The sequence below is a fragment of the Neobacillus niacini genome, from assembly GCF_048572935.1.
Taxonomy (GTDB): Bacteria; Bacillota; Bacilli; order Bacillales; family Cytobacillaceae; genus Neobacillus; species Neobacillus niacini.
Genome location: NZ_CP183883.1, coordinates 5,219,228 through 5,242,901 on the forward strand (window position 1 = coordinate 5,219,228; position 23,674 = coordinate 5,242,901).

A 23,674-nucleotide genomic window follows, 5' to 3' on the forward strand; every position below is an offset into this window, starting at 1 on the left:
CTCCCTTTCTACCAAATCCCCTATTATTCCTGAACTTTTAATCCCATTAGATAAGCTGTTAACGCATCAAGCTGTTCTTCACTTAATTCTGGATATTTACCTGTCATTAAGTTTCCTGGCTTGTATTTTTCAGGAGTACGCAGCCAATTTTTTAAATCTTCTTCACTATGCTCTAATACACCTGCAATACGAGAGCGATCTCCAAAGTTTGTTAAGTTAGGCGCTAATCTTGCCTCTGGAGGTGTTGTATTTCCTGGTGTTACTGCGTGACAGCTAACACAGCTCTTGTTAAAGATTTCTTGACCTTGCTGAGCTAAATCAGTATCTGCTTTTGCTGGTTCTTTTACTTCCTTCATATCAGCAACCCAGCTGTCAAAGTCATCTCGGCTTAATGTTTTTACTTTAAAGTCCATTAAAGCATGTGAAGGTCCACAAAGCTCAGCACATTTACCATAGAATAAATCCCCGGCCTCTTCTGCCTTCGCACTATCGAACTCTAACCAGAATTTATTAACATTCTCGGTATTCGTATCAAGCTTACCGCCTACCGCTGGAACCCAGAAAGAGTGTTTAACATCAGAAGATATTAAGTTAAAGTATACCTTTTCATCTGTTGGAACTACTAAATCTTGACCAGTCACAATTCCTTGGCCAGGATATTCAAATTCCCACCAGTATAAATTTGAACGGACATTGATCACCAATGCATCAGAATCTTTCTTCTCCATAGGTGATACATCTGCTAATTTAAATGTAGCAGAAACCGTTGGAACCGCTAAAAGTAATAGTAATAAAATAGGTATAACTGTCCAAATAATTTCTAGTTTGTGACTTCCTTCTACTTGTTTTGGAATCTTTTCATCTTTACGTCTGAACTTAACCAAAACGATAAAGAAGATTACCATAACAACTACAATAACCCCTACCATAATCAATGTACTAAGTTTCATCAGATCATATTGAATGTCTGCAACTTCACCAGCAGGCCTTAATGTCGACAAGAACGGTTCGCCACATCCTGAAAGGATAAGCGAAAGAATCGCAAATATCGAAATCAAACGCCATTTTGCAAGCCTTTTCATAGCTAAATCATACCCCTCTTTCGCTAAATGATTTCTTAAATTATCTGTGATCAAAAATGTATGTAGTTTCATTCTTTCTTAAATGTTAAAAAGAAACACAGAGGCAAATAGGTTCATTGCCTCCATATTTTTTATAACAACGAAGAGTACTTATATTCCCCTAAATTAAGAAAGAACATCCCAGCTAAACCAATGTTACAATGACCATTGCAACAAAAATAATCGTTAGATATTGCAATGAGTACACAAACATTAGTTTTGCCCACTTAATATCATCTTTGATCTTATATCCATAAATCCCTAATACAAGCCAACCGATATTTAATACAGTTGCCAAAATTAGAAATGGGATTCCTAATGAAGTTAGTAATAAAGGTGTTGGTAATAGTGCCGCCACCCATACTAGGATGTGTTTCTTTGTTGTTTTGAATCCTTTCACTACTGGAAGCATGGGAATGCCAGCAGCTCGGTATTCCTCTACCCTTCTCATAGCAAGAGCATAAAAATGGGGAGGCTGCCAAATAAACATAATAATAAACAATGACCATGCGATAATATCAAGATTTCCGTCTACTGCAGCCCAGCCGATTAATGGCGGTACTGCCCCGGAAATGCTGCCTATAATAGTATTTGAAACCAATTGTCGTTTTGACCACATAGAGTACAGGACAACATAACTAAAAACCCCAAGCAGCCCAATCACTGTTGCAGTCACAGTAGTAAAGAATAGAAAAATTGTACCTATAGCAATTAGGAGTATACCTAATCCAAGTACCTTCGAAGGAACTATTTTCCCAGTAACCGTAGGTCTTGATTTTGTTCTTTCCATTAACGGATCAATATCACGATCAATATAATTATTTATACTGCATGAACCAGCAATAATGAGCGAGGAACCTATAACAGTAAATAATACAATATCTAAATTGTTTAGAAAACTTTGACCACTAAAGTGGAGCGCGAGCCAGATACCTGTAAAAGTAGTAATAAGATTCGAATTTACAATCCCAATTTTTATTAGTGCCATAAAATCTTTCCACATTGTGGTTTCCATATGTGAATTAAGACCCGTAGAACCATTTTCGATCGTCGCTTCACCAAATGCCTTTGAATTTGGCATTTTTCCCCCTCCTAAAATGTTCTAATTATTATTATAAACCCGATAGATAACTTTACCAAATTATAATAGTTATTTATAAGCTATTATTATTTTATAATATTGTTATTTAAGTAACACTTTCTCTGTATATTAAATCACACTTTAGTGTATTTTTGTGAATTTTTTTTGAATAATTTTTGTCTAAATTGTGTCTGCCTCTATTTAATACCCATTATACTATATATTAGAATCTTTAGATAATAAAATACACTCTAATTTAAGCAAAATCCAAATATTTTCTTTGTGTTATAGACAACAATTGTAAATTTCAAGTTTGTTATATATAAGCTCATTTTAACCTACCTTCTATTACTAACAGACACTTCTTTTTTTAGCAATAGTTTTCACTATAATAATAGTGTTAATCTAAACAATAATTTTTTCTAAAAGTTATGCAAAAATTTCTGTTTTAATTCTGTTCTTTTTTCTACGTTTTCGATATGATAGATAGGTACTTTTATCACTTCATATTTAAAATCATTATATTCACAAAATATTTATAAAAATGATTAAACTTTTATGTAAGAAGGTGATTTTTTGCAACGTTCTTTAAAGTGGCTTGCAGTGGCAACTACTATTGGAATGATTTTGGTTCTACTTGGGGGTGCCCTCGTAACAAAAACGGAGTCCGGTATGGGGTGCGGTAGATCTTGGCCTTTATGTAACGGAGAGTTCGTTCCAACTGATATAACTCCCGAGTTAGTGATAGAACTTGCTCATCGACTTGTGTCTGGCTCTGTTGGTTTTTTGGTACTGATCTTATCTATCTGGTCATGGAAAGTAATCGGGCACATTAGGGAAACCAAATTTCTTTCTTTTCTATCGTTTTTCTTTCTAGTGTTACAAGGATTAATTGGAGCAGCAGCAGTCATTTGGGAACAGTCTGATTTTATCCTCGCCCTTCACTTTGGAATCTCACTGATTTCCTTTGCCGCCGTATTTTTGCTTACATTATTAATCTTTGAAGTGGATAAAAAGTTTGACGCCGATAAACTTATGATTGATAAGAGAATGGGATTTCATATTATCTCTATTTCTATTTATAGCTACTTTGTTATTTATACAGGCGCATTAGTTCGTCATACCGAATCAAGTTTGGTTTGCCGTGATTGGCCACTATGTATCAATGACAGCCCAGCGATGCCTAGTAATCTTTATGAATGGGTGCAAATGGGGCACCGCGCTGCGGCGGCAGGTATCTTTATTTGGATAGCATATGCAGCATACTTAGCAATAAAAAAATATCGTCATCAAAAAGTCATCTATTGGGGCTGGATTAGTGCATTTACATTAGTATCCTTACAAGTAATATCGGGAGCTGTTATTATTTTTACCCGATTAAATCTTTACATCGCATTATTGCACGCTCTATTTATTACCTGTTTATTTGGTGTATTAAGTTATTTTCTCTTTTTACTCTCAAGGTCGCGAAAGAATAAATAACAAAAAAAGTTGCCAGGTTTTACCTTGGCAACTTTTTTATATTGATTATTTCTCCAGTTCAAGCAGTAAATCACCGGTTTGAATAGCGTCATCATTTTTCACATAGATTTCCTTTATTACTCCTGAATATGGAGCTTGGACTGTAGTTTCCATTTTCATAGCTTCCGTAATCAAGAGATGGTCTCCACGTTCTACTCTTTCCCCTTTTTCTACTACTACCTTTACAACAGTACCAGGCATGGTAGCCGATATATGTGTTTCATTTTTAGGGTCTGCTTTTACTCTGGTTAGTACTGAAGCTTTAATACTTTCATCTTTAATATTAACCTCACGAGGCTGACCATTTAGTTCAAAATAAACCACACGTGTGCCGTCGGCCTGTGGCTGCCCAATTGAGACGAGTTTAACAATAAGAGTTTTACCTGTTTCAATTTCAACTTCAATTTCTTCCCCTAGCCTTAGACCATAAAGGAAAGTAGGTGTGTCTAGAAATGATAAATTCCCATATTGCTCTACCGTATTAAGATACTCTTTATAAACCTTTGGATACAGTGCATAGGAAATCAAATCAATATCTGAAATGTTTCTTCCTAACTCCTTCTCTAACTCATCCTTTAGTTCCGTAAAATTAATCTCTGGAAGTAACTCACCTGGACGGACCTCCAAAGGCTTTTTCCCCTTTAATATAACGTTCTGAAGTCTTTCTGGAAATCCTTGATGCGGTTGACCTAGATGTCCTTGGAACAACTCAATCACTGAATCCGGGAAATCAATCGAGTCTCCTTTAGTAAGGACATCCTCCTCTGATAGATTATTCTGTACCATAAACAGTGCCATATCCCCGACAACCTTAGATGATGGCGTAACCTTTACGATATCCCCAAACATATGATTAACTTTGGTGTACATTTGTTTAACCTCATCCCACTGCTCGCCAAGCCCAACACCTTTAGCTTGCTGCTGGAGATTACTGTATTGTCCACCCGGCATTTCATGCTGATACACCTCTGAATGCGGCGCTACCATTCCACTTTCAAAATCATGATAAAATTTACGAACATCCTCCCAATAATAAGAAAGCTGTTCCAATGCTTCAATCGTTACATCTGGTTTCCTATCCTTACCTTCTAATGCATAATAAAGTGAATTTGCGCTCGGCTGAGAAGTTAGCCCTGCCATCGTACTTAAAGCTGTATCCACGATATCTACCCCGCCGTCAATTGCACGCGCATATGTGTAAATGCCATTTCCACTTGTATCATGGGTATGGAGATGAATCGGAATATCTATAGTCTCTTTTAACTCAGAAATTAGTCGATAGGCAGCTTCCGGTTTTAGCAGCCCAGCCATATCTTTTATTCCTAAAATATGTGCTCCTTGGTTCTCTAGCTCTTTAGCAAGTGTTTTATAATAGTTCAGGTTATATTTCACTCTTGTTTCGTCCAGAATATCACCAGTATAACAAATCGCCGCTTCTGCAATCTTTCCACTATCTCGCACCGCTTCAATCGCAATTTCCATTCCCGGTACCCAGTTTAAACTGTCGAACACTCTGAAGACATCGATACCTTCCTCTGCAGACTTTTGTACAAATTCACGAATAAGATTATCAGGATAATTTTTATATCCCACTGCATTAGAACCACGGATTAACATTTGAAACAGAACATTCGGAATTTTTTCGCGAAGCACCTGTAACCTTTCCCATGGATCTTCTTTTAAAAAGCGATAGGCTACATCAAAGGTAGCTCCTCCCCACATTTCAAAGGAAAACAAGTTTGGTAAAAGTTTGGCTGTCGGTTCAGCTATATGCAAAAGGTCTGTAGTTCTGACCCTGGTTGCCAATAATGACTGGTGTGCATCTCTGAAGGTAGTATCCGTTAGTAGTACCTTTTTTTGATTCTTTATCCAATGAACAAGACCATCAGCACCATTTTGATCCAGTATTTGCTTTGTTCCCTCTAGGTATGGGAGATCATATTTTACTTTAGGAATTCTTGGGTTAGAAAAAACGGGTCTTTTCTTTTTTTCAATTCCAGGGAAACCATTCACCGTGACGTTCCCAATATACGATAGCATTTTGGTCCCACGGTCTTTACTAACTGGAAATACAAATAATTCAGGGGTTGAATCAATAAATGATGTATCATATTCCCCTCTTCTGAACTTCTCATGTCTAACTACATTCTCGAGAAACGGAATGTTTGTTTTGATGCCACGAATTCTAAACTCCCTAAGATTCCGAACCATTTTTGAAGCAGCTTGTTCAAAGGTTAATGCCCATGTAGAAAGCTTCACAAGCAATGAATCATAATAGGGTGTTATGACTGCACCTTGAAATCCATTTCCTGCATCAAGTCGAACACCGAAGCCACCTCCAGAACGGTAAGCCATAATCTTCCCAGTATCCGGCATGAAGTTATTTAACGGGTCTTCTGTGGTAACACGTGACTGTATAGCAAAACCATTAAGCATAATTTTCTCTTGTGGAGGTATTCCCACAATCGGACTGTGTAAGTCTTGCCCTTCAGCAACTAATAGTTGTGTATGAACAATATCAATGCCGGTTACCATCTCTGTTACGGTATGCTCAACCTGAATTCTCGGATTAACTTCAATAAAATAGAAGTCCTGACCAGAAACAAGAAATTCAACCGTACCCGCGTTTATGTAAGCAACATTCTTCATTAACTTAACAGCTGCAGCACAAATTTTCTCACGTAAAGAATCGGAAATCGATACACTTGGGGCCACCTCAACAACTTTTTGATGTCGTCGCTGTACTGAGCAATCCCTATCATACAAGTGGACGATGTTCCCATTTTTATCCCCAAATATTTGGACCTCTATATGTTTTGGTTTTTCGATTAATTTTTCCAGATAAACTTCATCGCTTCCAAAAGCTGCTTTGGCTTCTGATTTAGCTCGGTCAAATGCTTCTTGCATTTCTTCTTGATTTCTTACAATTCGCATTCCACGGCCGCCGCCGCCCAAGGCTGCTTTAATAATGATTGGAAAACCATAATAGTGCGTAAACTCCTGTACCTCTTCAATATTTTTGACCGGTCCATCAGTGCCAGGAATTACGGGTATACCGGCCAATTCTGCTTGCTTTCTTGCTTTAACCTTATCTCCAAACATATCAAGATGGGTGGAAGTTGGTCCAATAAAAATAATGCCTTCTTCTTCACATCGTCTTGCGAAATGAATATTCTCGGATAAGAAACCATAACCTGGATGTATTGCATTTGCACCGCTGAATTTTGCGATTTCAATGATACCATCAATGTCTAAGTAAGCATCAATGGGTTTTTTCCCTTCACCAACTAAATAGGCCTCATCCGCTTTATACCGATGATAAGAACCCGTATCTTCCCTCGAATAAATGGCAACTGTTTGGATATTTAATTCAGTACATGCCCGAAAAACACGAATGGCAATTTCTCCTCTGTTTGCGACTAACACTTTGTTAATTTGTCTTGTCATGATAAGCACCTCATTCTTTCTCTCTTTTTTATATAAAAGCGCAGGGATACAATTTTCCCAGCGCTAGGTTCGAAATTGATATACATTTCCGTCTTGGTGGTTATTATTCTTTTCTAGGTGCTTTTGTTTATATTTATTTTCATATTTAACAAACATAGAAACATTAACTAAAATACCAGCCGCTATTGCTAATTGTAAAAGTGAAGATCCTCCATAGCTGACAAATGGTAATGGGACACCTGTAAGAGGCATTATTCCCGAAACCCCAGCAAGATTGATAAAAGACTGTATTCCAATCATACTGGATATCCCAATCGCTAATAAACTTCCAAATGGATCCTTACATCGTAAGCCAAGATATATCCCTCGTAATACTATATAACCTAACGTAAGGATGACGAAGCTTACCCCCCATACTCCTAACTCTTCTGCAATAACCGCCATAATAAAGTCAGTATGTGATTCCGGTAGATAGCCTAACTTCTGGACACTCTTTCCTAGTCCAAGTCCATTTATGCCGCCTGAGCCAATCGCAATATAGGAGTTCGCTAGATGAAACCCAGAATCAAGTTCATCTTCGAATGGATTACTTAAAACTTCAAAACGCTCCAAACGTTTTTCAGAAAATATTTCGTCCTGCAGTACTAAGAAGACTGGTGATATAAGAATCATACCCAGCAAGATTAATTTAGTAATATTTTTAATATTCATTCCTGATGAAAGAATGATTGTTCCTGCAATTAAACCAATAATCAGTGCAGTCCCAAAGTCTGGTTGAAAGGCAATCAATCCAAGTACGATTACCAAGTAGGCTAATGGAGGAAGTACACCATGGTTGAATTTATTAATATATGCCTGCTTCTTTGCGTAAACGGCTGATAGATAAATAATAAGAGATATTTTTACAAACTCAGCCGGCTGAATACTAATAAATCCAAAGTCATACCAACTTTGAGCATTTCCTCTAACTTGTCCGAATACAAATAGACCTAAGAGACCCAATATAGATAACCCCACCATTGGGAGTAAAAACCTTGTACTCTTCATAATTTTATAGGGAAATAAAGCAATCAATAGAAAAATCAATCCCGAGACGAATAAATATAGCTTTTGTTTTTGATAAAAATAATCACTAGGAACGTGGTATCGTTGAACGGCTGAAGCCATACTGGCGCTGTATACCATTACTAATCCAAATAAAGATAGCAGAATAATGGCTATGATTAATGAATAATCATAGGATTTCAATATTTTTTTTAACATCTTATAACTTCCTCGTTTTTTTAAAATTGTCGTTATTGCTATTATAATAGAAAATGAAACGAATGGGTTGAGGAAAAGTTACTTTACTCCAACATTGTGTATGGGAATATTCTGAAAATGGCAGTAGTTAATAAAAAACTCAAACAACACACTATCATTGTTTGAGTTTTTTTAGCTATTTTCTAATGGATGCTTCATGAAGCGCAGATAATTCTCTTTCTAATTTATCTAGTATCGCTTTACCATCCTTGACTTCAATTAAGCCTAATCTAACCGCAAATTCGATCTCTCTAGATAAACCAAACATTTGCGTATCCAATACCTCTTCATAAAGTGGGCATTGAGGCATCGTGAGATTTTCCATTTGCACTTTAATAAGCTTTAATATTTTTTCAGCGTCTGCCTGTAATAAGGCATAGGCTTTTTCCTGATGATTCACAATCATTTCAGACGCCAACATTGATCCCCCCATTCAGAGCGATAACCCAACTTATCTATAAATTTTACCTTTTACCACTGAAAAATGCAAGAACAATAACTGTAGGAGTACTGTGAATGTCATCTTACTTATATGACATTCACTCTAATTCAAGGTATACTTTACTAGAAATGAACTGGAGGAATGAAAGATGGAAAACATTATTGTACTGTCCGGAAAGGTTAAATATACGATTACTCTCGAACCCACTGTTTGGATTTTTGATGACCGAAAGATTGATTTGACTACTTACTTCTCATCCACTTCAAATCCGTCAAACGAGCTTGAGGAATATACCAAATCAATTTCGAAACATTGGGATCGTGAAATTACCGAAGGAGCCATTTATCCGCCAACCTTAAAAACAGAGAAAAAGTATGAGAAGGAAAAGGTATTAACGGGAAGTTTCGGGATCCCATTTCAACCTTTTTTAAAAAATGCAGAGCCCGATGAAACTGCAGCTTTTTTAGTGATAAAAACAGCAACATTGGAACATGAAATTCCCCTTGAAAAGGCAATGAACCTAGTTTTAGGTTTCTCCAATGCGGGGAAGCCACTTTCTGAAGATGGGCCTGTCCACGTTTATTTCGGAGATGGCTCTAACCAGCAAGAACCAATTAAACATGTCAGGGAGTTTATTGTAAAATAGCAAACAACGGGTGCCAATCGGTACCCGTTTGGAACATTTGTATGTTATTTTACCTTAGCATTTTACAGCAAATCTGCTGCCAGTCTTGCTAATCCAGATCGCTCTCCTTTTAATAATTTAACATGTCCCGAAATAACTTGGTCTTTAAAACGTTCGACGACATAGGTTAACCCATTATTGTATGCATCAAGATATGGATGGTCGATTTGTTCTGGGTCGCCCATTAAGACAATCTTACTGCCCTCACCTACACGTGTTAAAATTGTTTTTACTTCATGTTTTGTTAAGTTTTGTGCTTCATCAATGATAATAAATTGTTTTGGCAGACTTCTCCCCCTTATATAGGTTAAAGCCTCTACCTCTATTGAACCCATTCCTGCAAGGATCGCGTCCAATTCACCAGGTTTTTTCGTATTAAATAGATATTCAAGATTATCGAATATCGGCTGCATCCATGGTCTAAGTTTTTCTTGTTTTTCTCCGGGTAAATAACCTATATCCTTACCAACAGGTACAATCGGTCTAGCTACTAATAACTTTTTAAATTCTCTAAAATCTTCCGTCTGCATTAATCCTGATGCTAGAGCTAAAAGCGTTTTACCTGTACCTGCTTTTCCTATTAATGTAACTAACGGTATATCTTTTCGAAGCAATAACTCAATTGCCATGGTTTGTTGGACATTTCTCGGATGAATCCCCCATACATGTTCCTGATTAATCGCAAGTTTTTTTACCATTTGCTTTGTTTTATCCACCATTCCTAACGCTGAAGCAGATCCACCTAAAGCATCTTTCATGATTAAGAATTGATTGGGATAGTACGAATACTTACCTATCTCCGATAAAGGCAGCTCCCCTTTATCATAAAACTTACCCATTAATTCTCCAGATAAATAAACCTCTAAAAAACCAGTGTATATATGGTCGATTTCGACCACCCTATCACTTAGAAAGTCCTCCGCTGTTAACCCAATTGCGTCAGCCTTAACTCTGACTAGCGTATCCTTGCTTACAAGGATTACTGGCTTTCCATCTTCCTTTTGTTGTTCCTCTGTTGATAGGTTTTTTGCTACCGCAAGGATCCTATTGTCATTTGTTTTCTCAACAAAAATTTCCTGTAATTCATGAAATGCGCGATGATTAAGTTCAATTCTAATGGTTCCACCATTTTCAAGTGGGATTTTTTCATGAAGTTTCCCCGCTGCTCTCAATTCATCAATTAATCTTGATACATGGCGGGCATTTCTACCAATTTCATCCATGTACCTTTTCTTTGAGTCCACTTCTTCAAGGACAACTGCAGGAATGACTACTTCATTATCTTCGAATGAGAATATGGAATACGGGTCTTGTAATAAGACGTTTGTATCTAACACGTATATTTTACTCAAAGCGACGCCTCCACTTTTTCTAGTTGTGGCTTGTTTATGATTCAAACAAACCGAATGCTAGATAGGACTTTGGTAAAATATATGTTTGTTCGAATAAAGATAGAAGGAATTCCGCACAATAAATGTAAGTTGAGTAAACAAAACTCGTGTATCCTTGAGGAATCCTTATATAACTCTTTGTGGAGGTGGATATGTTAATGAAAAAGGTTTTTATGCTTAGTTGTTTATTATTGATCTTAGCCGCTTGTAATAATAACACTAACAATGCACAAAATAACGAGAAGCAATCATTAGTTAATGTCAAGAACAGCAATATCGAAAATGTAGACAGGAAAACAGGTCAAGAGATTTCTAAACGATTAGTCGAGCTTGCCACTAGTATTCCAAATGTTCATGACGCTACTGCTGTTGTTATTGGCAGGTATGCCATTGTGGGCATTGATGTAAATTCGAAGATTGAACGATCTCAAGTGGGGTTAATCAAATATTCTGTGGCTGAAAGTCTAAAAAAAGACCCTTATGGTGCAACTGCCATTGTTGTGGCTGACGCAGATACCAATCAACGTCTAAAAGAAATTGCAGCAGATATCGAAAAAGGAAGACCCATTCAAGGTATTATGGAAGAATTGGCAGACGTTGCGGGCAGGTTAATGCCTGAAATCCCAGGCGATATGATAGATCCAAATCCTAAAAACGCCCCTGAGGAACCAAAGAAAAAGCTGCCAGATGACCAAAAACGAGAGTTAGAGAAAGATCAGGAAGATCAATCCAATCATTATAAATAAAAAGGCTTAGTCGTGAGACTAAGCTTTTTTCATTGCTTCCATTACCTGTTTGTCCAGCCTTGCAGCTGCATTTTTGTCATACGTTTTGTCATACTGCGGTTCAGTGACAATTTTTGAACCATAGAACATTACGTCTCTAACCTCGTGAATCTTTATTTCAATCAATGCTAGCTTCAAAGGAACTTCCTGCAGCCGCTCTTCTTTCAATGAAGCTTCACCCTGTATGGAATATGTAGATTCATTCGCAATTAAATTAATAACCACTTGATTATTTTTTGTGATATTTTGGATAATTCTTGATTTGTTATCTACGGCAAAATAGATTGTTTTTTCATCTTTTGCTAAAATCCAAGATATCGCACTTACATTTGGACCACCTGTTTCATAATCCACTGTTGCTAATGTTACAAACCTTTCTTTTTGCAGTTCATCATATAAAGGCTTAATAAGTCTTGGTTCTACTTGATTTGGCATTTTTTCAACTCCTTTATTCATATCCTTATCTATCTTTAAGAAAACAGATATTCTCATAGTACTATTATCTGTTTTTTTCAGCAACTTAATCAGATTGATTTACTTGTCATGATAGTTGCATGATATACTATAGTATAAACAAAGCAAGACTAGAGGATTTGAGGTGTATTATGAGAGTTAAGTGCGTAATCTGCGACAAAATTGAATCGATAGAAGATGAATCCTTTATAGCAAAACGTCTTCGAAATCGTCCAATCCATACATATATGTGCCAAGACTGCAGCAGTAGAATCACAGAAAAAACGAAAGCAAGAATTGATACAGGTAACTTCAGATTTTATCGTGAACAGTCTGAGAAAGACGATTGGTAAGAAAAGCGGAGGCGCCTTGCTCAGGGGCGACAGGCATAAGACAAGCCGGCCAGAAGGCTGTTCTTTAGCCTTCTTGACGGATTGGCTTATGACCCGAGCTCCTAGGCGCTGGAGCTGGACAGTAAAAAAAATTCATGCCGAAACCGGCATGAATTTTTTTAATCTTCAAATGGAAAATTACAATACTTATCCGGCTCTTGATTGATTTGGTTGAGCATCACTTCAATAAGGTCACGAGGAAACCGAGTCTTTTTCGTTTCACCTTCATGGGTAAAAGAAACATAATACATTACTTCATCCGTTGTTATTTCAATATCAGTTAAATGATGTTCATCCTTAATAATCTCATCAAAAAGGTCTAACGTTTCTCGCGCTGCCGTATCCAGAGGACGAGCATCGCATACTACCTTTATTGAAAGCCAATTATAAAGCGCATCCTGCACCGATCTCATGTTACTCTCCCCCGTTACTTTGCCTCAAACTCTGCAGCTTTTTTCGACTGGTGTAAGCGAATTTTGTAAATGATTAATATTAAGGCTGCAACCACTAGACCCTCTGTTATTGGCAGGAATATTCCTAATGCTGTAAGAATCGTACAACCTGCTGCTAAAAAGATATAAATCATTATTGATTTTCCGATTGGCAGCTTTTGAGCAAAGCCAAGTTTATAAACCAAAATAGATAGGGCTACTATCGTAATGTACAGCAGCCACATTCCCATTTTAGGATTTTCGGTAACATTATAAAGCGCTGGAAAAAAAGAAAGTCGATCCGCTACATTCACACGAATTCCTCCCCCGAAGGATTTTAGCTTAATTCTGCAACTTTTTTCTTTTTAGCCATTCTTTCACGTTCGTTTTTATCAAGAATTTTTTTACGTAGACGAATTGATTCCGGTGTTACTTCACAGTATTCATCTTCGTTTAGGTATTCTAATGACTCTTCTAGTGTCATTATTCTCGGTTTCTTAATAACGGAAGTTTGATCCTTGTTTGCAGAACGAATATTTGTTGCCTGTTTCACTTTTGTGATATTAACCGTAATATCATTTTCACGTGTGTGCTCGCCAACGATCATACCTTCGTATATTTCAGTACCAGGTTCAACGAAAATTGTTCCACGGTCCTCAACATTCATAATACCATAAGTAGAAGCTTTTCCTGATTCCATTGATACTAGCACACCTTGACGTCTTCCTCCAACTTGACCTTGAACCATTGGCTGGTAGCTGTCAAATGTGTGATTTATTATTCCATAACCACGAGTCATTGTTAAGAATTCTGTAGTGTAGCCAATTAATCCACGTGCTGGGACATTAAAGATTAATCGTACTTGACCAGACCCATTATTAATCATATCAATCATTTCGCCTTTACGAGCACCAATTGATTCCATTATAGAACCTGTATGCTCTTCAGGTACATCAATTTGAACTCGTTCAATTGGCTCACAGCGAACACCATCAATTTCTTTAACAATTACTTCCGGCTTAGAAACTTGAAGCTCATAGCCTTCACGGCGCATGTTTTCGATTAAGATAGATAAGTGAAGCTCACCACGCCCTGATACGATCCATGCATCTGGTGAATCTGTATTTTCAACACGTAGACTTACATCAGTTTGCAATTGAGCCAAAAGTCTCTCTTCAATCTTTCTAGAAGTTAGATACTTACCTTCTCTACCTGCAAATGGGCTGTTATTTACAACAAACGTCATTTGCAATGTTGGTTCATCAATTCTTAGAATTGGTAATGCTTCCTGGTGCTCGACTGGACAAACTGTTTCACCGACATTGATATCTTCCATACCAGAAACAGCAATTAAGTCTCCAGCTACAGCTTCTTGAATTTCCTGACGTTTTAGACCAAAGAAACCAAAGATTTTACTTACACGGAATTGTTTAACTGAACCATCTATTTTCATTAATGAAACCTGTTGACCAACATGCATTTTGCCGCGGAAAACACGGCCAATTCCAATTCTTCCAACATAATCATTATAATCAAGCAGAGCAACTTGGAATTGTAATGGCTCTTCACGATTATCAATTGGTGCTGGAATGTTTTCAACAATGGAATCATACAAACATTGCATGTTTTCATCTTGTTTTTCATGATCTGTGCTTGCCGTTCCATTTATTGCAGATGCAAAAATGACTGGGAACTCAAGTTGATCTTCATTTGCACCTAGTTCAATAAACAAATCAATTACTTCATCAATTACTTCTACTGGGCGGGCAAAATCACGGTCAATTTTATTAACCACAACGATTGGAGTTAAATTTTGCTCTAATGCCTTTTTTAATACAAAGCGTGTTTGCGGCATTGTTCCTTCATAAGCATCAACAACGAGTAAAACACCATCAACCATTTTCATGATTCGTTCCACTTCGCCGCCAAAGTCAGCGTGTCCTGGTGTATCCAAAATATTGATTCGTTTATCTTTATATTGAATCGCTGTGTTCTTAGCGAGAATCGTTATTCCACGTTCCCTTTCCAAATCATTGGAATCCATAGCACGTTCTTCAACGTGCTCGTTCGTACGAAATGTTCCTGACTGCTTTAATAATTGGTCAACCAAGGTTGTTTTCCCGTGGTCAACGTGCGCGATGATTGCTATATTGCGAATATCTTCTCTTAAATTCAAATGATTCACTCCTGCCTCTATTTCAAAGAATTTTAGCTATTTATAGTTTCCCATATACAACTAAAGTATTATACCACATTTATGGTGGAAAGCTAACTGCATTTTATGTAGAATAAAACTATGTAAAATATCACGGCATAATATCTTATTTTTTTTTATAATAAAGGGGACTAGCATAATGAAGCAAATTAAATGGGTGTTTATTGTTTTTGCTGTAATGGCAGCAGCTAGTATTATGGGGATAGGTGTCGCGATTGGCGAAAAAAGTATATTAGGGGTTATTGGCAGTATCCTTGTATTAATTGGTGTAATGGGCTTCGGATTTAAAACAAAAGCAAAATATAGAGCAAATGGCCAATTGTAAAAAAGAAGCCCGCGCAGGCTTCTTTTTTACCATTTACCTTCTTTGAGATAATCATTAATGATGGTTTGGTGCAACCCTTGTTTGGCCACAAGCAATGAATCATTTGAAAGGAAATCCAACTTATTTCCTCGTAAATTGGTTACAACACCGCCTAACTCCTCAATAATAACTGCTCCAGCAGCTACATCCCAAGGTGACAGCCTCATTGAAATATATGCATCTACTCTACCTGTTGCCACGAAAACCATTTCAAGAGCAGCTGTTCCGTATGATCTCGTCCCTCGTGCCTCTTTAACAAGTGGTATAAGCAAGTTATGGTCAATTCTGTGATTCTCCATTACCCACGTTGCATTGAGGGCGATAATCGCTTCCTTTAATGTTACTTTGTTTAAAATAGGCAGCTCGGTGTCATTCATAAATGCACCTTTGCCTGCGATAGCGTGATATAATTCATCGTGTGCTACATCATAAATAATCCCAACTTTGCCTATTCCATTTTCATAAACACCTAGAGATATAGCAAAATTTCGCTGTTGATGAATAAAATTCATCGTTCCATCAATCGGGTCGATAATCCAAACAACACCATCAAGATTGTTTACTTTATCTCCTAACCCTTCTTCACCCAAAATTCTATGGTTTGGGAACGTTTTTCTGATTTTATGAATAAAGAATTGTTCAATTTCTTTATCTATATTAGTCACTAAATCATTAGGATTGGATTTGGTTTGGATATTTAACGTTTCAGAAAATGAATCCCTAATTTTATCACCAGCTTCCATTACCCATTGCTTAGCCTGAAGATCAATGTACTCCCAGTCCATTTTATACCTCCAATTTTTCAATCCTCTATGTACATATCATTAGCTTAATCAAATTTATGTAAGCCTACAACTTTTAACACCTTTATTTTTATGTACAAAACAATAAACGAACTCTCTACTTACTTACACAGAGTTCGTTTTATAATATGAATATGAAATTCTTTATTTTCATTCTAAATGGTATCCCCTTTGAAAACAAATTATCAAAGAGCTTTAAGTTTTAATAACTCTTGGCGAATCTTTTCTAACTTCTGTTTACATTCCTTCATCTTTTTTTCATTTTTTTCTTCAATGGCTTCAAATAATGTTGCCAGCTCATAATCCATTTCTAAGCGTAAATAAGCTAATCTTTCTTTCTCGCCAACCTTTTTTAGTGAAGTATTCATCAATTGTTTCATTTTAGCTTTTCTCCTTTCACTTGTTATTTAATTTTTCAGACTTATTTTTAGTAATATAATATGAGCCACCATGTAAGGTTGCAACAAATATGTGCGTTAACCCATATAAGCAGTTAGTTTCAAGAAGTTTCGCTGGTATGCTACAATAAATGACAAATGTCTTCACATGGAGGTTTTGCAAATGGACTTTAAAGGCTTTAATAACGAAGATTTCGATGTATTTCAAATAGATGGATTAGAAGCACGAATGGAGGCTTTAAAGGAAAAAATTCGGCCAAAGTTGGAATATCTAGGACATTATTTTGCACCAACCTTAACTACCCTGACCGGTGATGAAATGCATGTTCATGTGGCCAAGCACGCAAGACGGACGATAAACCCTCCCAAAGATACATGGGTTGCTTTTGCAGATAATCCGCGCGGTTATAAAATGCTTCCTCATTTTCAAATTGGGTTGTGGAATACTCATTTATTTATTTGGTTTGCTGTTATCTACGAAGCGCCACATAAACAAGAATTTGCAGTGAGATTTACAAAAAAATTAAACAAGATCTATAAAGAGATTCCAAAAGACTTTGTATGGTCTTTAGATCATACAAAACCTGTATCCGTACCCCACGGGCAACTATCAAAAGAGGATTTAAAAGGCATGTTTGACCGGCTGGAAAATATAAAAAAAGCAGAAATTTTATGCGGATATGAAATGACACGAGAAGATGTTCTTAATTTAAGCAGTGAAGAATTCCTGCAGCAAGTGGAATCTGTCTTTAATAAAGTAACACCTTTATATAAGATTGCTCTTAATAGCAAATAAAAAACTCCTGAACATTGTTCGGAGTTTTCTTTTTTATTTTATTAAGATTTTTTCACCTGGTGAGGCATTTTTGGCCTTTGTTATCGTCTTATAGGAAGAATATCCGCTGATCTCCTCAAATTCACCACAGATTGTTTTTTCTTCTGCTTTAGAAGGGACAATTTCCTTGAAACGACGATAAATCGTCATTAATTCATCACGGTCAATTCCTTTTTCATAGGCTCTTTCTATTGCTTCGTAAAATTTAATTACGTCAACAATTTCATCTGTTGTCCAATGATAATCAATAGGGTATTGGTATTCCATATATTCACCTGCTCGTAAAAATTTCATCTATATGTATAATACCTTTATTTTGCCCATTTTACACGAATTTGTTCTGCGTCTATGATCATTCGATTGAATAATTCGGCTACGGTTGGTATATCTTTGATGAGCCCCATTACCTGTCCTGCCCATGCAAAACCTTCATCTTCTACTCCATCATAAATATATCGCTTGTTTGCCTCGCCGCTAATATAATTCTTTAATTGTTCGTAATGGCCGAATTCTTTTTCAAGTTCGAGTATTTTATTGGTCCAAGAATTTGAGATTGCTCGTGCTGGTGCCCCAAGAGTTCGCTTGATGACAACCGTATTTGCTTCAGTGCCTTCGATAAGTCTATCCTTATAGAGGTCATTTGCATGTACACATTCCTTTGTGGCTATAAAACGAGTTCCCATTTCTATTCCTTCTGCACCCAAGCTAAGAGCTGCCATTAGACCTCTCCCATCGCCAATTCCACCAGACGCTATTACTGGAATAGAAACGGCATCCACCACTTGAGGGATTAATACCATTGTTCCAATATCATCCCTGCCGAGATGACCACCGCCTTCCTGCCCCACTACCATAACGGCATCTGCACCTAATTCTTCGGCCTTTTCAGCCTGCCTTCTAGCGGCTACAAGAACTAATTTTTTTATCGATGTTCCTTTTAACTGTTCAAAGATGGGCGCCGGATTCCCGCCTGTCATAGATACAACAGGGACGTCTTCATCAATAGCTACCTGAAGCATTTCTGTAAAAGGTCTATTATGCTGACCAATTGCGTAATTCACACCAAACGGTTTAGATGTCAGCTCTTTTACTTTTCTTATTTCTTCCCGAAGTTTAGCCGGACTCTCAAGAGACATCGCTGTAATCTGCCCAAGACCACCTGCGTTAGAAACAGCTGCAGCTAGTTCTGAATAAGCTAGATAAGCTAAGCCACCCTGAATAATTGGATATTGGATAGTAAGTAGTTCAGTAACACGCGTTTGCCAATTCATCGAAAACCCCTCCTCATTCTGTTACCTTCTTATTTCTACTTTAAAGGTTAATTTCCCTGTTTTAATGAGAAACTAACATAACACACACACGAAAAAGTGTTTATTACAACATAAAAATCTATGCAAGTCATGCTATTAGTGCTATAATTCATTTGTTTTGTATTGATATTAAAAGCATTTTGCATATAAAGAGGTGTGGAAATAAATTGTCTCAAAACCAAACACCGTTATTTAGCGGTTTATTAGAACATGCACAGAAAAATCCGGTTCAATTTCATATCCCTGGACATAAAAAAGGGGTAGGAATTGACCCTGATTTTCGTAATTTCATTGGCGATAACGCCTTATCAATAGACCTAATAAATATTGGTCCACTCGATGACCTGCACCAGCCAAAAGGGATGATTAAACAAGCGCAAGACTTAGCTGCTGAAGCCTTCGGTGCGGATCGAACTTTTTTCTCAGTTCAAGGAACCAGCGGCGCCATTATTGCTATGATCATGGCGGTTTGCGGGCCAGAGGATAAAATTATTGTCCCAAGAAATGTGCATAAATCCGTTATGTCTGCCATTGTCTTTTCGGGTGCCATTCCAGTGTTTATTCATCCAGAAATAGATGAGGATTTAGGAATTTCCCATGGTATTACAACCGATTCCGTTGAAAAAGCACTAAAACAGCATCCGGATGCAAAAGCAGTCTTAGTCATTAATCCAACTTATTTTGGGATATCCGCAGATTTGAAAAAGATTGTTGAAATTGCCCATTCTCATAATGTTCCAGTTCTTGTTGATGAAGCGCATGGAGTTCATATTCATTTTCATGATGATTTGCCTCTCTCCGCCATGCAGGCTGGTGCTGATATGGCTGCAACAAGCGTTCATAAACTTGGCGGATCGATGACACAAAGCTCTATTCTAAATGTAAGAGAGGGGCTTGTTTCTGCTAAGCATGTTCAAGCAATTCTTAGTATGCTTACAACCACCTCAACATCCTATTTATTACTTGCTTCCCTAGATGTTGCTCGTAAGCAATTGGCTACAAGAGGGAAAGAATTAATTGATAAGACCATTAACCTTGCCCAATCCATTCGAAAGAGAATTAATGAAATTGATCATTTACATTGTATTGGGGAAGAAATTTTAGGATCAAAGGCAACTTTCGATTATGATCCAACAAAATTGATCATTTCTGTAAAAGAATTAGGCTTAACCGGTTACGAGGTTGAAATGTGGCTAAGAGAAAGACATAATATTGAAGTAGAAATGTCTGACTTATACAACATTCTTTGTATCGTAACAATTGGCGACACAGATAATGAAGCAGATATATTAGTAAAAGCGTTAAAAGAGCTTGCTGACGAACGTGAGCATAGGAAGGAAAAGCCGGAACTGAAGCCGGTGCTTCTTCCTGATATTCCTGTTCTCGCTTTAACACCGAGAGACGCCTTTTATGCCGAAACAGAGGTTATTCCTTTTGAAGAATCAGAAGGAAGAATTATTGCAGAATTTATTATGGTGTATCCTCCAGGGATTCCAATTTTCATTCCTGGCGAAATTATTACAAAAGAAAATTTACATTATATTCGCGAGAACCTGGAAGCTGGTTTACCTGTTCAAGGACCTGAGGATGAGGAAATCAAAACCATACGTGTAATTAAAGAATATAAGGCTATAAAATAAAAAATACAGGATTCCAATGAGGAATCCTGTTTTTAATTTTAAATATAGATAAATTAACGTGTTTCTTCGGTATTGTGATCATCGCAACAATTACATCTAGAATAGAGAACTGTTACTTTTTCATCTTCAAAATGATCAATTGTTGAGTCGCAAGCTTGGCAAACGATTGTACCCATCTTTTTTCAATCCCCTTTTCATTATGAAATGTGCTACATTGGAAACGTTTTATTGTTGTTAATTTAATAATAATATAACACATTTAATTTTTCAAGCCTAAATTGTATGTCACATTTAAATTTTTTTCATATAAAAAAGACCTATAATAGGTCTTTTTCTGTCCAACTATTCATATTGGGTAACAAATGGGATTTGCGGGAGGGTTTCTTTGAAGAACTCAGCTAAATCTGCAGCTTGCTGTTTATCTGGGATCCGGAAAGCATTTTGAAGGTATTCAATATCTTCAATTTCTTTTGGATCGAGGAGAGTGGACCGGCCGGTTTGCATGCAGACAACAAGGGGTTTACCAAAAAACATGTTCGTGTAAATAATTCCAAAATCATAGCGGGTATGTTCTGTAGTAAAACCAATAAATCTGACTTTTACATTTTCGTGCTCATCATAGAGCTTATCAAATAACTCCATATGATACCTCCTTCAAATAAAATAAGTATTTAGAATATTATTATAATTTATTTATTAACTAATAACAAATGATATTTGTGTGACTAAATGTTGTCATCATGGTTTTTACAATGCTAGAATAAAAGAGATATCAATGGGACTAGGGGGGATGATGATGGCTGAAAACGCATTTATTAAACTAGTGCCTTCATCTGCACAACAAACAATTACGGTAGAAGAAGTAAAAGAACTCTTAACTTATTATAAAGATATTACGAGCAAAACAGGGAATCAAGTCGATTGGGAATATGGTGACTCTGCCTTTCCTTACGAAATCAAAGAAAAAAATGATGGCAAAGGAAAATGGTTTTATTTGGAGTCATCAAATGAACGGTATTATGCTATATTATTTGGAATCGATCAAGAAATGGTCCGTGACGAAGATGGTACAGAAAGAATTCAAACATACATACAAGTCACTCTTCCAGAACAATCTACGTTCGGTGATAAAGGAAAAGCAAATGAATTTTGTAAATTCTTAGCAAAAAAATTAAAAGGTGAATTGCATCTTTTCAACGAACGAATCATGTATTATTATCCAAGAAAGTAACACCACTCAACTCCCATTATGGGAGTTTTTTTAATGCGTAATTAAGGCAAGCGTATAATGAATAGAAGAATAAATCATGAGGCTCAGAGATGTTATAAAAAGGGTTTTGGCAGTTGATTGTGTCACTCGATTGCAAAGTACAAAAGCTAAGTAAAAGAATACAAAAAACATTATAACCTTATATAGCAGTTGATCATGCTTCGATAACCATTCGATGAGTGTAAAAGCACTCCATATCATTAATTGCAATATCATAATAACGTAAATTCGCATCATATATCACCACTCTAAATCTTGTTCTAAGTGCTAGTAGTGTTTTAAATATATGAATAAAACTTGAAGATAATTTATTTTTTAGCAAAAAAAGAAGTCCTTTCCATAAAAATATGGAAAGGACTTTACTTTTTTCTATTTTAATACGTGAATTGGCGTACCAAGTGCTACCTCAGCAGCTTCCATTGTGATTTCACCTAATGTTGGATGTGCATGGATAGTCAATGCTAAATCTTCGACTGTCATCCCTGCCTCGATTGCCAACCCTAGTTCCGCAATCATGTCTGATGCGCTGGCACCAGCAATTTGTGCACCGATTAAGACACCATCTTCTTTGCGTGAAACTAACTTAACAAATCCATCTGCACTATCTAATGATAAAGCACGACCATTTGCTGCAAATGGGAATTTCGCTGAATTAACATCGATTCCTTCTTGTTTAGCTTGCGCTTCAGTATAACCTACGCTTGCTAGTTCTGGATCAGAGAAAACTACTGCAGGGATACCTAGGTAGTCAATTACAGCGTTATGACCGCCAATTGCCTCTGCTGCTATCTTACCTTCGTAAGAAGCCTTATGTGCTAATTGAGGACCTGCGACAACATCACCAATCGCATAAATGTTAGAAACACTTGTACGGCACTGATTGTCAATCTCGATTAGACCACGGTCTGTAAGTTTCACACCAACTTGTTCAAGACCCATTTCATCCGTATTTGGACGACGGCCAACCATAACAAATACGTAATCCGCTTCAATTTTCTTTTCTTCGCCTTTAACCTCAAATGTTACAACTACACCATTTTCAGTTTCTTCTACACCTTTAGCCATAGCCTTTGTATAGAATTCAGCACCTTTTTTCTTCATGGTTTTCTTAACAAGCGCAGCCATTTGCTTCTCAAATACGCCAAGACCTAAGATCTCATCTGCACCTTCAAGGATTGTTACTTGTGTACCGAAGTTCGCATAGGCACCGCCAAGTTCGATTCCAATAACTCCGCCGCCAATAACAACGATTTTTTCAGGAAGTTCTTGTAAGTTTAACGCGCCTGTTGAGTTAAGTACTCGTTTTGAGTATTTAAACGTCGGCAGTTCGATTGGTCGAGAACCTGAAGCAATAATTGCATTTTTGAAATTGTACGTTTGCGCAGAATTTTCACCAATTACGCGCAGTGAATTCCCGTCCACAAAGTATGCTTCCCCACGAACAATTTCAACCTTATTCCCTTTTAATAGACCCTCTACACCACCAGTTAACTTTTTCACGATTCCAGCTTTCCATTCCTGAACCTTTAAAAAATCAACCGTTACATTTTCAGCTTTAATTCCGAATGAATCGGAGTGTTTTGCTACTTCGTAACGATGTCCAGCAGCAATTACAGCTTTTGACGGAATACAACCTACGTTTAAACAAACGCCGCCAATATATTCTTTTTCTACTATTGTCACCTTTTGACCTAGCTGGGCTGCACGAATCGCAGCCACGTATCCGCCAGGACCAGCACCAATGACTATAGTATCAGTATCAATTGCAAAATCTCCTACTACCATTTG

25 protein-coding genes are annotated in these 23,674 nt (G+C 37.0%); 8 read left to right on the forward strand and 17 right to left on the reverse strand.

Annotation, left to right across the window (positions count from 1 at the left end):
* Positions 1-23: 23 nt before the first annotated feature.
* Entirely contained in the window at positions 24-1,082 is a 1,059-nt protein-coding gene (gene coxB / locus ACN6MT_RS25530; protein WP_419888582.1) for a cytochrome c oxidase subunit II, read from the reverse strand.
* A gap of 184 nt (positions 1,083-1,266) precedes the next feature.
* Positions 1,267-2,202, reverse strand: coding sequence for a heme o synthase (gene cyoE / locus ACN6MT_RS25535; RefSeq protein WP_063251576.1), 936 nt, complete (start codon positions 2,200-2,202; stop codon positions 1,267-1,269).
* A gap of 576 nt (positions 2,203-2,778) precedes the next feature.
* Between cyoE and ACN6MT_RS25540 the strand changes: the two genes are divergently transcribed.
* Positions 2,779-3,684, forward strand: coding sequence for a COX15/CtaA family protein (locus ACN6MT_RS25540; RefSeq protein ID WP_419888583.1), 906 nt, complete (start codon positions 2,779-2,781; stop codon positions 3,682-3,684).
* Positions 3,685-3,729: 45 nt separating this feature from the next.
* Here the strand turns inward: ACN6MT_RS25540 and pyc are convergent, their stop codons facing one another.
* From pyc to ACN6MT_RS25555, 3 genes are all read right to left on the reverse strand, one after another.
* Entirely contained in the window at positions 3,730-7,170 is a 3,441-nt protein-coding gene (gene pyc, locus ACN6MT_RS25545) for a pyruvate carboxylase (protein ID WP_419888584.1), read from the reverse strand.
* A gap of 63 nt (positions 7,171-7,233) precedes the next feature.
* Positions 7,234-8,433: an FtsW/RodA/SpoVE family cell cycle protein gene (locus ACN6MT_RS25550; RefSeq protein ID WP_419888585.1), complete on the reverse strand. Its 1,200-nt coding sequence runs from the start codon at positions 8,431-8,433 to the stop codon at positions 7,234-7,236.
* Positions 8,434-8,608: 175 nt separating this feature from the next.
* Positions 8,609-8,890, reverse strand: a complete 282-nt coding sequence (locus ACN6MT_RS25555) for a YlaN family protein (protein ID WP_063251657.1) — start codon at positions 8,888-8,890, stop codon at positions 8,609-8,611.
* A 172-nt stretch (positions 8,891-9,062) separates the two neighbouring features.
* Here ACN6MT_RS25555 and ACN6MT_RS25560 point away from each other — a divergent pair, with 172 nt between their 5' ends.
* Positions 9,063-9,560 (forward strand): peptidyl-prolyl cis-trans isomerase, encoded by a 498-nt coding sequence (locus ACN6MT_RS25560; RefSeq protein WP_419888586.1) that lies wholly within the window; start codon positions 9,063-9,065, stop codon positions 9,558-9,560.
* 62 nt (positions 9,561-9,622) lie between these two features.
* Here ACN6MT_RS25560 and ACN6MT_RS25565 read toward each other — a convergent pair whose 3' ends face one another.
* Entirely contained in the window at positions 9,623-10,951 is a 1,329-nt protein-coding gene (locus tag ACN6MT_RS25565; RefSeq protein WP_063251572.1) for a PhoH family protein, read from the reverse strand.
* Between the two features lie 197 nt (positions 10,952-11,148).
* Between ACN6MT_RS25565 and ACN6MT_RS25570 the strand changes: the two genes are divergently transcribed.
* Positions 11,149-11,736, forward strand: a complete 588-nt coding sequence (locus ACN6MT_RS25570) for a YhcN/YlaJ family sporulation lipoprotein (protein ID WP_063251656.1) — start codon at positions 11,149-11,151, stop codon at positions 11,734-11,736.
* An 18-nt stretch (positions 11,737-11,754) separates the two neighbouring features.
* Here ACN6MT_RS25570 and ACN6MT_RS25575 read toward each other — a convergent pair whose 3' ends face one another.
* The gene (locus ACN6MT_RS25575) at positions 11,755-12,210 is read right to left on the reverse strand and encodes a pyridoxamine 5'-phosphate oxidase family protein (RefSeq protein ID WP_063251571.1); all 456 of its coding nucleotides are present in this window, start codon (positions 12,208-12,210) and stop codon (positions 11,755-11,757) included.
* A gap of 170 nt (positions 12,211-12,380) precedes the next feature.
* Between ACN6MT_RS25575 and ACN6MT_RS25580 the strand changes: the two genes are divergently transcribed.
* The gene (locus ACN6MT_RS25580) at positions 12,381-12,581 is read left to right on the forward strand and encodes a YlaI family protein (RefSeq protein WP_082799369.1); all 201 of its coding nucleotides are present in this window, start codon (positions 12,381-12,383) and stop codon (positions 12,579-12,581) included.
* A gap of 158 nt (positions 12,582-12,739) precedes the next feature.
* Here the strand turns inward: ACN6MT_RS25580 and ACN6MT_RS25585 are convergent, their stop codons facing one another.
* Genes ACN6MT_RS25585 through typA form a run of 3 tightly spaced genes read right to left on the reverse strand, consistent with a single transcriptional unit; the run spans position 12,740 to position 15,227 of the window.
* Positions 12,740-13,033 carry a hypothetical protein gene (locus ACN6MT_RS25585; protein WP_419888587.1) on the reverse strand — a complete coding sequence of 98 codons (294 nt, stop codon included), beginning with the start codon at positions 13,031-13,033 and terminating at the stop codon, positions 12,740-12,742.
* Between the two features lie 14 nt (positions 13,034-13,047).
* Complete coding sequence (locus ACN6MT_RS25590; protein WP_419888588.1) at positions 13,048-13,365, reverse strand: YlaH-like family protein; 318 nt, start codon at positions 13,363-13,365, stop codon at positions 13,048-13,050.
* A 23-nt stretch (positions 13,366-13,388) separates the two neighbouring features.
* Positions 13,389-15,227 (reverse strand): translational GTPase TypA, encoded by a 1,839-nt coding sequence (gene typA, locus ACN6MT_RS25595; protein WP_419888589.1) that lies wholly within the window; start codon positions 15,225-15,227, stop codon positions 13,389-13,391.
* A 178-nt stretch (positions 15,228-15,405) separates the two neighbouring features.
* Here typA and ACN6MT_RS25600 point away from each other — a divergent pair, with 178 nt between their 5' ends.
* Positions 15,406-15,591: a YlaF family protein gene (locus tag ACN6MT_RS25600; RefSeq protein ID WP_419888590.1), complete on the forward strand. Its 186-nt coding sequence runs from the start codon at positions 15,406-15,408 to the stop codon at positions 15,589-15,591.
* A 26-nt stretch (positions 15,592-15,617) separates the two neighbouring features.
* On the opposite strand, the gene ACN6MT_RS25605 is transcribed toward ACN6MT_RS25600, so the two are convergent.
* Both ACN6MT_RS25605 and ACN6MT_RS25610 read right to left on the reverse strand, forming a co-directional pair.
* A complete protein-coding gene (locus tag ACN6MT_RS25605) occupies positions 15,618-16,415 on the reverse strand; it encodes an inositol monophosphatase family protein (RefSeq protein ID WP_419888591.1) in 798 nt (265 codons plus the stop codon).
* 203 nt (positions 16,416-16,618) lie between these two features.
* On the reverse strand, positions 16,619-16,813 hold the full coding sequence (locus ACN6MT_RS25610; protein ID WP_063251565.1) for a hypothetical protein: 195 nt from the start codon (positions 16,811-16,813) through the stop codon (positions 16,619-16,621).
* A 181-nt stretch (positions 16,814-16,994) separates the two neighbouring features.
* Here ACN6MT_RS25610 and ACN6MT_RS25615 point away from each other — a divergent pair, with 181 nt between their 5' ends.
* Complete coding sequence (locus ACN6MT_RS25615) at positions 16,995-17,627, forward strand: YktB family protein (protein WP_419888592.1); 633 nt, start codon at positions 16,995-16,997, stop codon at positions 17,625-17,627.
* 33 nt (positions 17,628-17,660) lie between these two features.
* On the opposite strand, the gene ACN6MT_RS25620 is transcribed toward ACN6MT_RS25615, so the two are convergent.
* Together ACN6MT_RS25620 and ACN6MT_RS25625 are read right to left on the reverse strand one after the other, a co-directional pair.
* Positions 17,661-17,933 (reverse strand): UPF0223 family protein, encoded by a 273-nt coding sequence (locus ACN6MT_RS25620; RefSeq protein WP_419888593.1) that lies wholly within the window; start codon positions 17,931-17,933, stop codon positions 17,661-17,663.
* 44 nt (positions 17,934-17,977) lie between these two features.
* Positions 17,978-18,937, reverse strand: coding sequence for an NAD(P)H-dependent flavin oxidoreductase (locus ACN6MT_RS25625; protein WP_419888594.1), 960 nt, complete (start codon positions 18,935-18,937; stop codon positions 17,978-17,980).
* A 206-nt stretch (positions 18,938-19,143) separates the two neighbouring features.
* On the opposite strand from ACN6MT_RS25625, the gene ACN6MT_RS25630 reads away from it, so the two are divergent.
* Complete coding sequence (locus ACN6MT_RS25630) at positions 19,144-20,616, forward strand: aminotransferase class I/II-fold pyridoxal phosphate-dependent enzyme (protein WP_419888595.1); 1,473 nt, start codon at positions 19,144-19,146, stop codon at positions 20,614-20,616.
* A gap of 53 nt (positions 20,617-20,669) precedes the next feature.
* Here ACN6MT_RS25630 and ACN6MT_RS25635 read toward each other — a convergent pair whose 3' ends face one another.
* Positions 20,670-20,792: a GapA-binding peptide SR1P gene (locus ACN6MT_RS25635; RefSeq protein WP_082799367.1), complete on the reverse strand. Its 123-nt coding sequence runs from the start codon at positions 20,790-20,792 to the stop codon at positions 20,670-20,672.
* A 166-nt stretch (positions 20,793-20,958) separates the two neighbouring features.
* On the reverse strand, positions 20,959-21,258 hold the full coding sequence (locus tag ACN6MT_RS25640) for a DUF3055 domain-containing protein (RefSeq protein WP_063251560.1): 300 nt from the start codon (positions 21,256-21,258) through the stop codon (positions 20,959-20,961).
* Between the two features lie 154 nt (positions 21,259-21,412).
* On the opposite strand from ACN6MT_RS25640, the gene ACN6MT_RS25645 reads away from it, so the two are divergent.
* Positions 21,413-21,847, forward strand: a complete 435-nt coding sequence (locus ACN6MT_RS25645) for a DUF1885 family protein (protein WP_419956532.1) — start codon at positions 21,413-21,415, stop codon at positions 21,845-21,847.
* A 408-nt stretch (positions 21,848-22,255) separates the two neighbouring features.
* Here ACN6MT_RS25645 and lpdA read toward each other — a convergent pair whose 3' ends face one another.
* Positions 22,256-23,671 (reverse strand): dihydrolipoyl dehydrogenase, encoded by a 1,416-nt coding sequence (gene lpdA / locus ACN6MT_RS25650; RefSeq protein ID WP_419888596.1) that lies wholly within the window; start codon positions 23,669-23,671, stop codon positions 22,256-22,258.
* Positions 23,672-23,674: the final 3 nt, after the last annotated feature.

Excerpts from the sequence above, each read along its gene's own strand:
- coxB (WP_419888582.1), bottom strand. The coding sequence starts at position 1,082 with ATGAAAAGGCTTGCAAAATGGCGTTTGATTTCGATATTTGCGATTCTT.
- cyoE (WP_063251576.1), bottom strand. The coding sequence starts at position 2,202 with ATGCCAAATTCAAAGGCATTTGGTGAAGCGACGATCGAAAATGGTTCT.
- pyc (WP_419888584.1), bottom strand. The coding sequence starts at position 7,170 with ATGACAAGACAAATTAACAAAGTGTTAGTCGCAAACAGAGGAGAAATT.
- ACN6MT_RS25550 (WP_419888585.1), bottom strand. The coding sequence starts at position 8,433 with ATGTTAAAAAAAATATTGAAATCCTATGATTATTCATTAATCATAGCC.
- ACN6MT_RS25560 (WP_419888586.1), top strand. The coding sequence starts at position 9,063 with ATGGAAAACATTATTGTACTGTCCGGAAAGGTTAAATATACGATTACT.
- ACN6MT_RS25570 (WP_063251656.1), top strand. The coding sequence starts at position 11,149 with ATGAAAAAGGTTTTTATGCTTAGTTGTTTATTATTGATCTTAGCCGCT.
- ACN6MT_RS25575 (WP_063251571.1), bottom strand. The coding sequence starts at position 12,210 with ATGCCAAATCAAGTAGAACCAAGACTTATTAAGCCTTTATATGATGAA.
- ACN6MT_RS25580 (WP_082799369.1), top strand. The coding sequence starts at position 12,381 with ATGAGAGTTAAGTGCGTAATCTGCGACAAAATTGAATCGATAGAAGAT.
- ACN6MT_RS25585 (WP_419888587.1), bottom strand. The coding sequence starts at position 13,033 with ATGAGATCGGTGCAGGATGCGCTTTATAATTGGCTTTCAATAAAGGTA.
- ACN6MT_RS25600 (WP_419888590.1), top strand. The coding sequence starts at position 15,406 with ATGAAGCAAATTAAATGGGTGTTTATTGTTTTTGCTGTAATGGCAGCA.
- ACN6MT_RS25605 (WP_419888591.1), bottom strand. The coding sequence starts at position 16,415 with ATGGACTGGGAGTACATTGATCTTCAGGCTAAGCAATGGGTAATGGAA.
- ACN6MT_RS25610 (WP_063251565.1), bottom strand. The coding sequence starts at position 16,813 with ATGAAACAATTGATGAATACTTCACTAAAAAAGGTTGGCGAGAAAGAA.
- ACN6MT_RS25615 (WP_419888592.1), top strand. The coding sequence starts at position 16,995 with ATGGACTTTAAAGGCTTTAATAACGAAGATTTCGATGTATTTCAAATA.
- ACN6MT_RS25620 (WP_419888593.1), bottom strand. The coding sequence starts at position 17,933 with ATGGAATACCAATACCCTATTGATTATCATTGGACAACAGATGAAATT.
- ACN6MT_RS25625 (WP_419888594.1), bottom strand. The coding sequence starts at position 18,937 with ATGAATTGGCAAACGCGTGTTACTGAACTACTTACTATCCAATATCCA.
- ACN6MT_RS25635 (WP_082799367.1), bottom strand. The coding sequence starts at position 20,792 with ATGGGTACAATCGTTTGCCAAGCTTGCGACTCAACAATTGATCATTTT.
- ACN6MT_RS25640 (WP_063251560.1), bottom strand. The coding sequence starts at position 21,258 with ATGGAGTTATTTGATAAGCTCTATGATGAGCACGAAAATGTAAAAGTC.
- ACN6MT_RS25645 (WP_419956532.1), top strand. The coding sequence starts at position 21,413 with ATGGCTGAAAACGCATTTATTAAACTAGTGCCTTCATCTGCACAACAA.
- lpdA (WP_419888596.1), bottom strand. The coding sequence starts at position 23,671 with ATGGTAGTAGGAGATTTTGCAATTGATACTGATACTATAGTCATTGGT.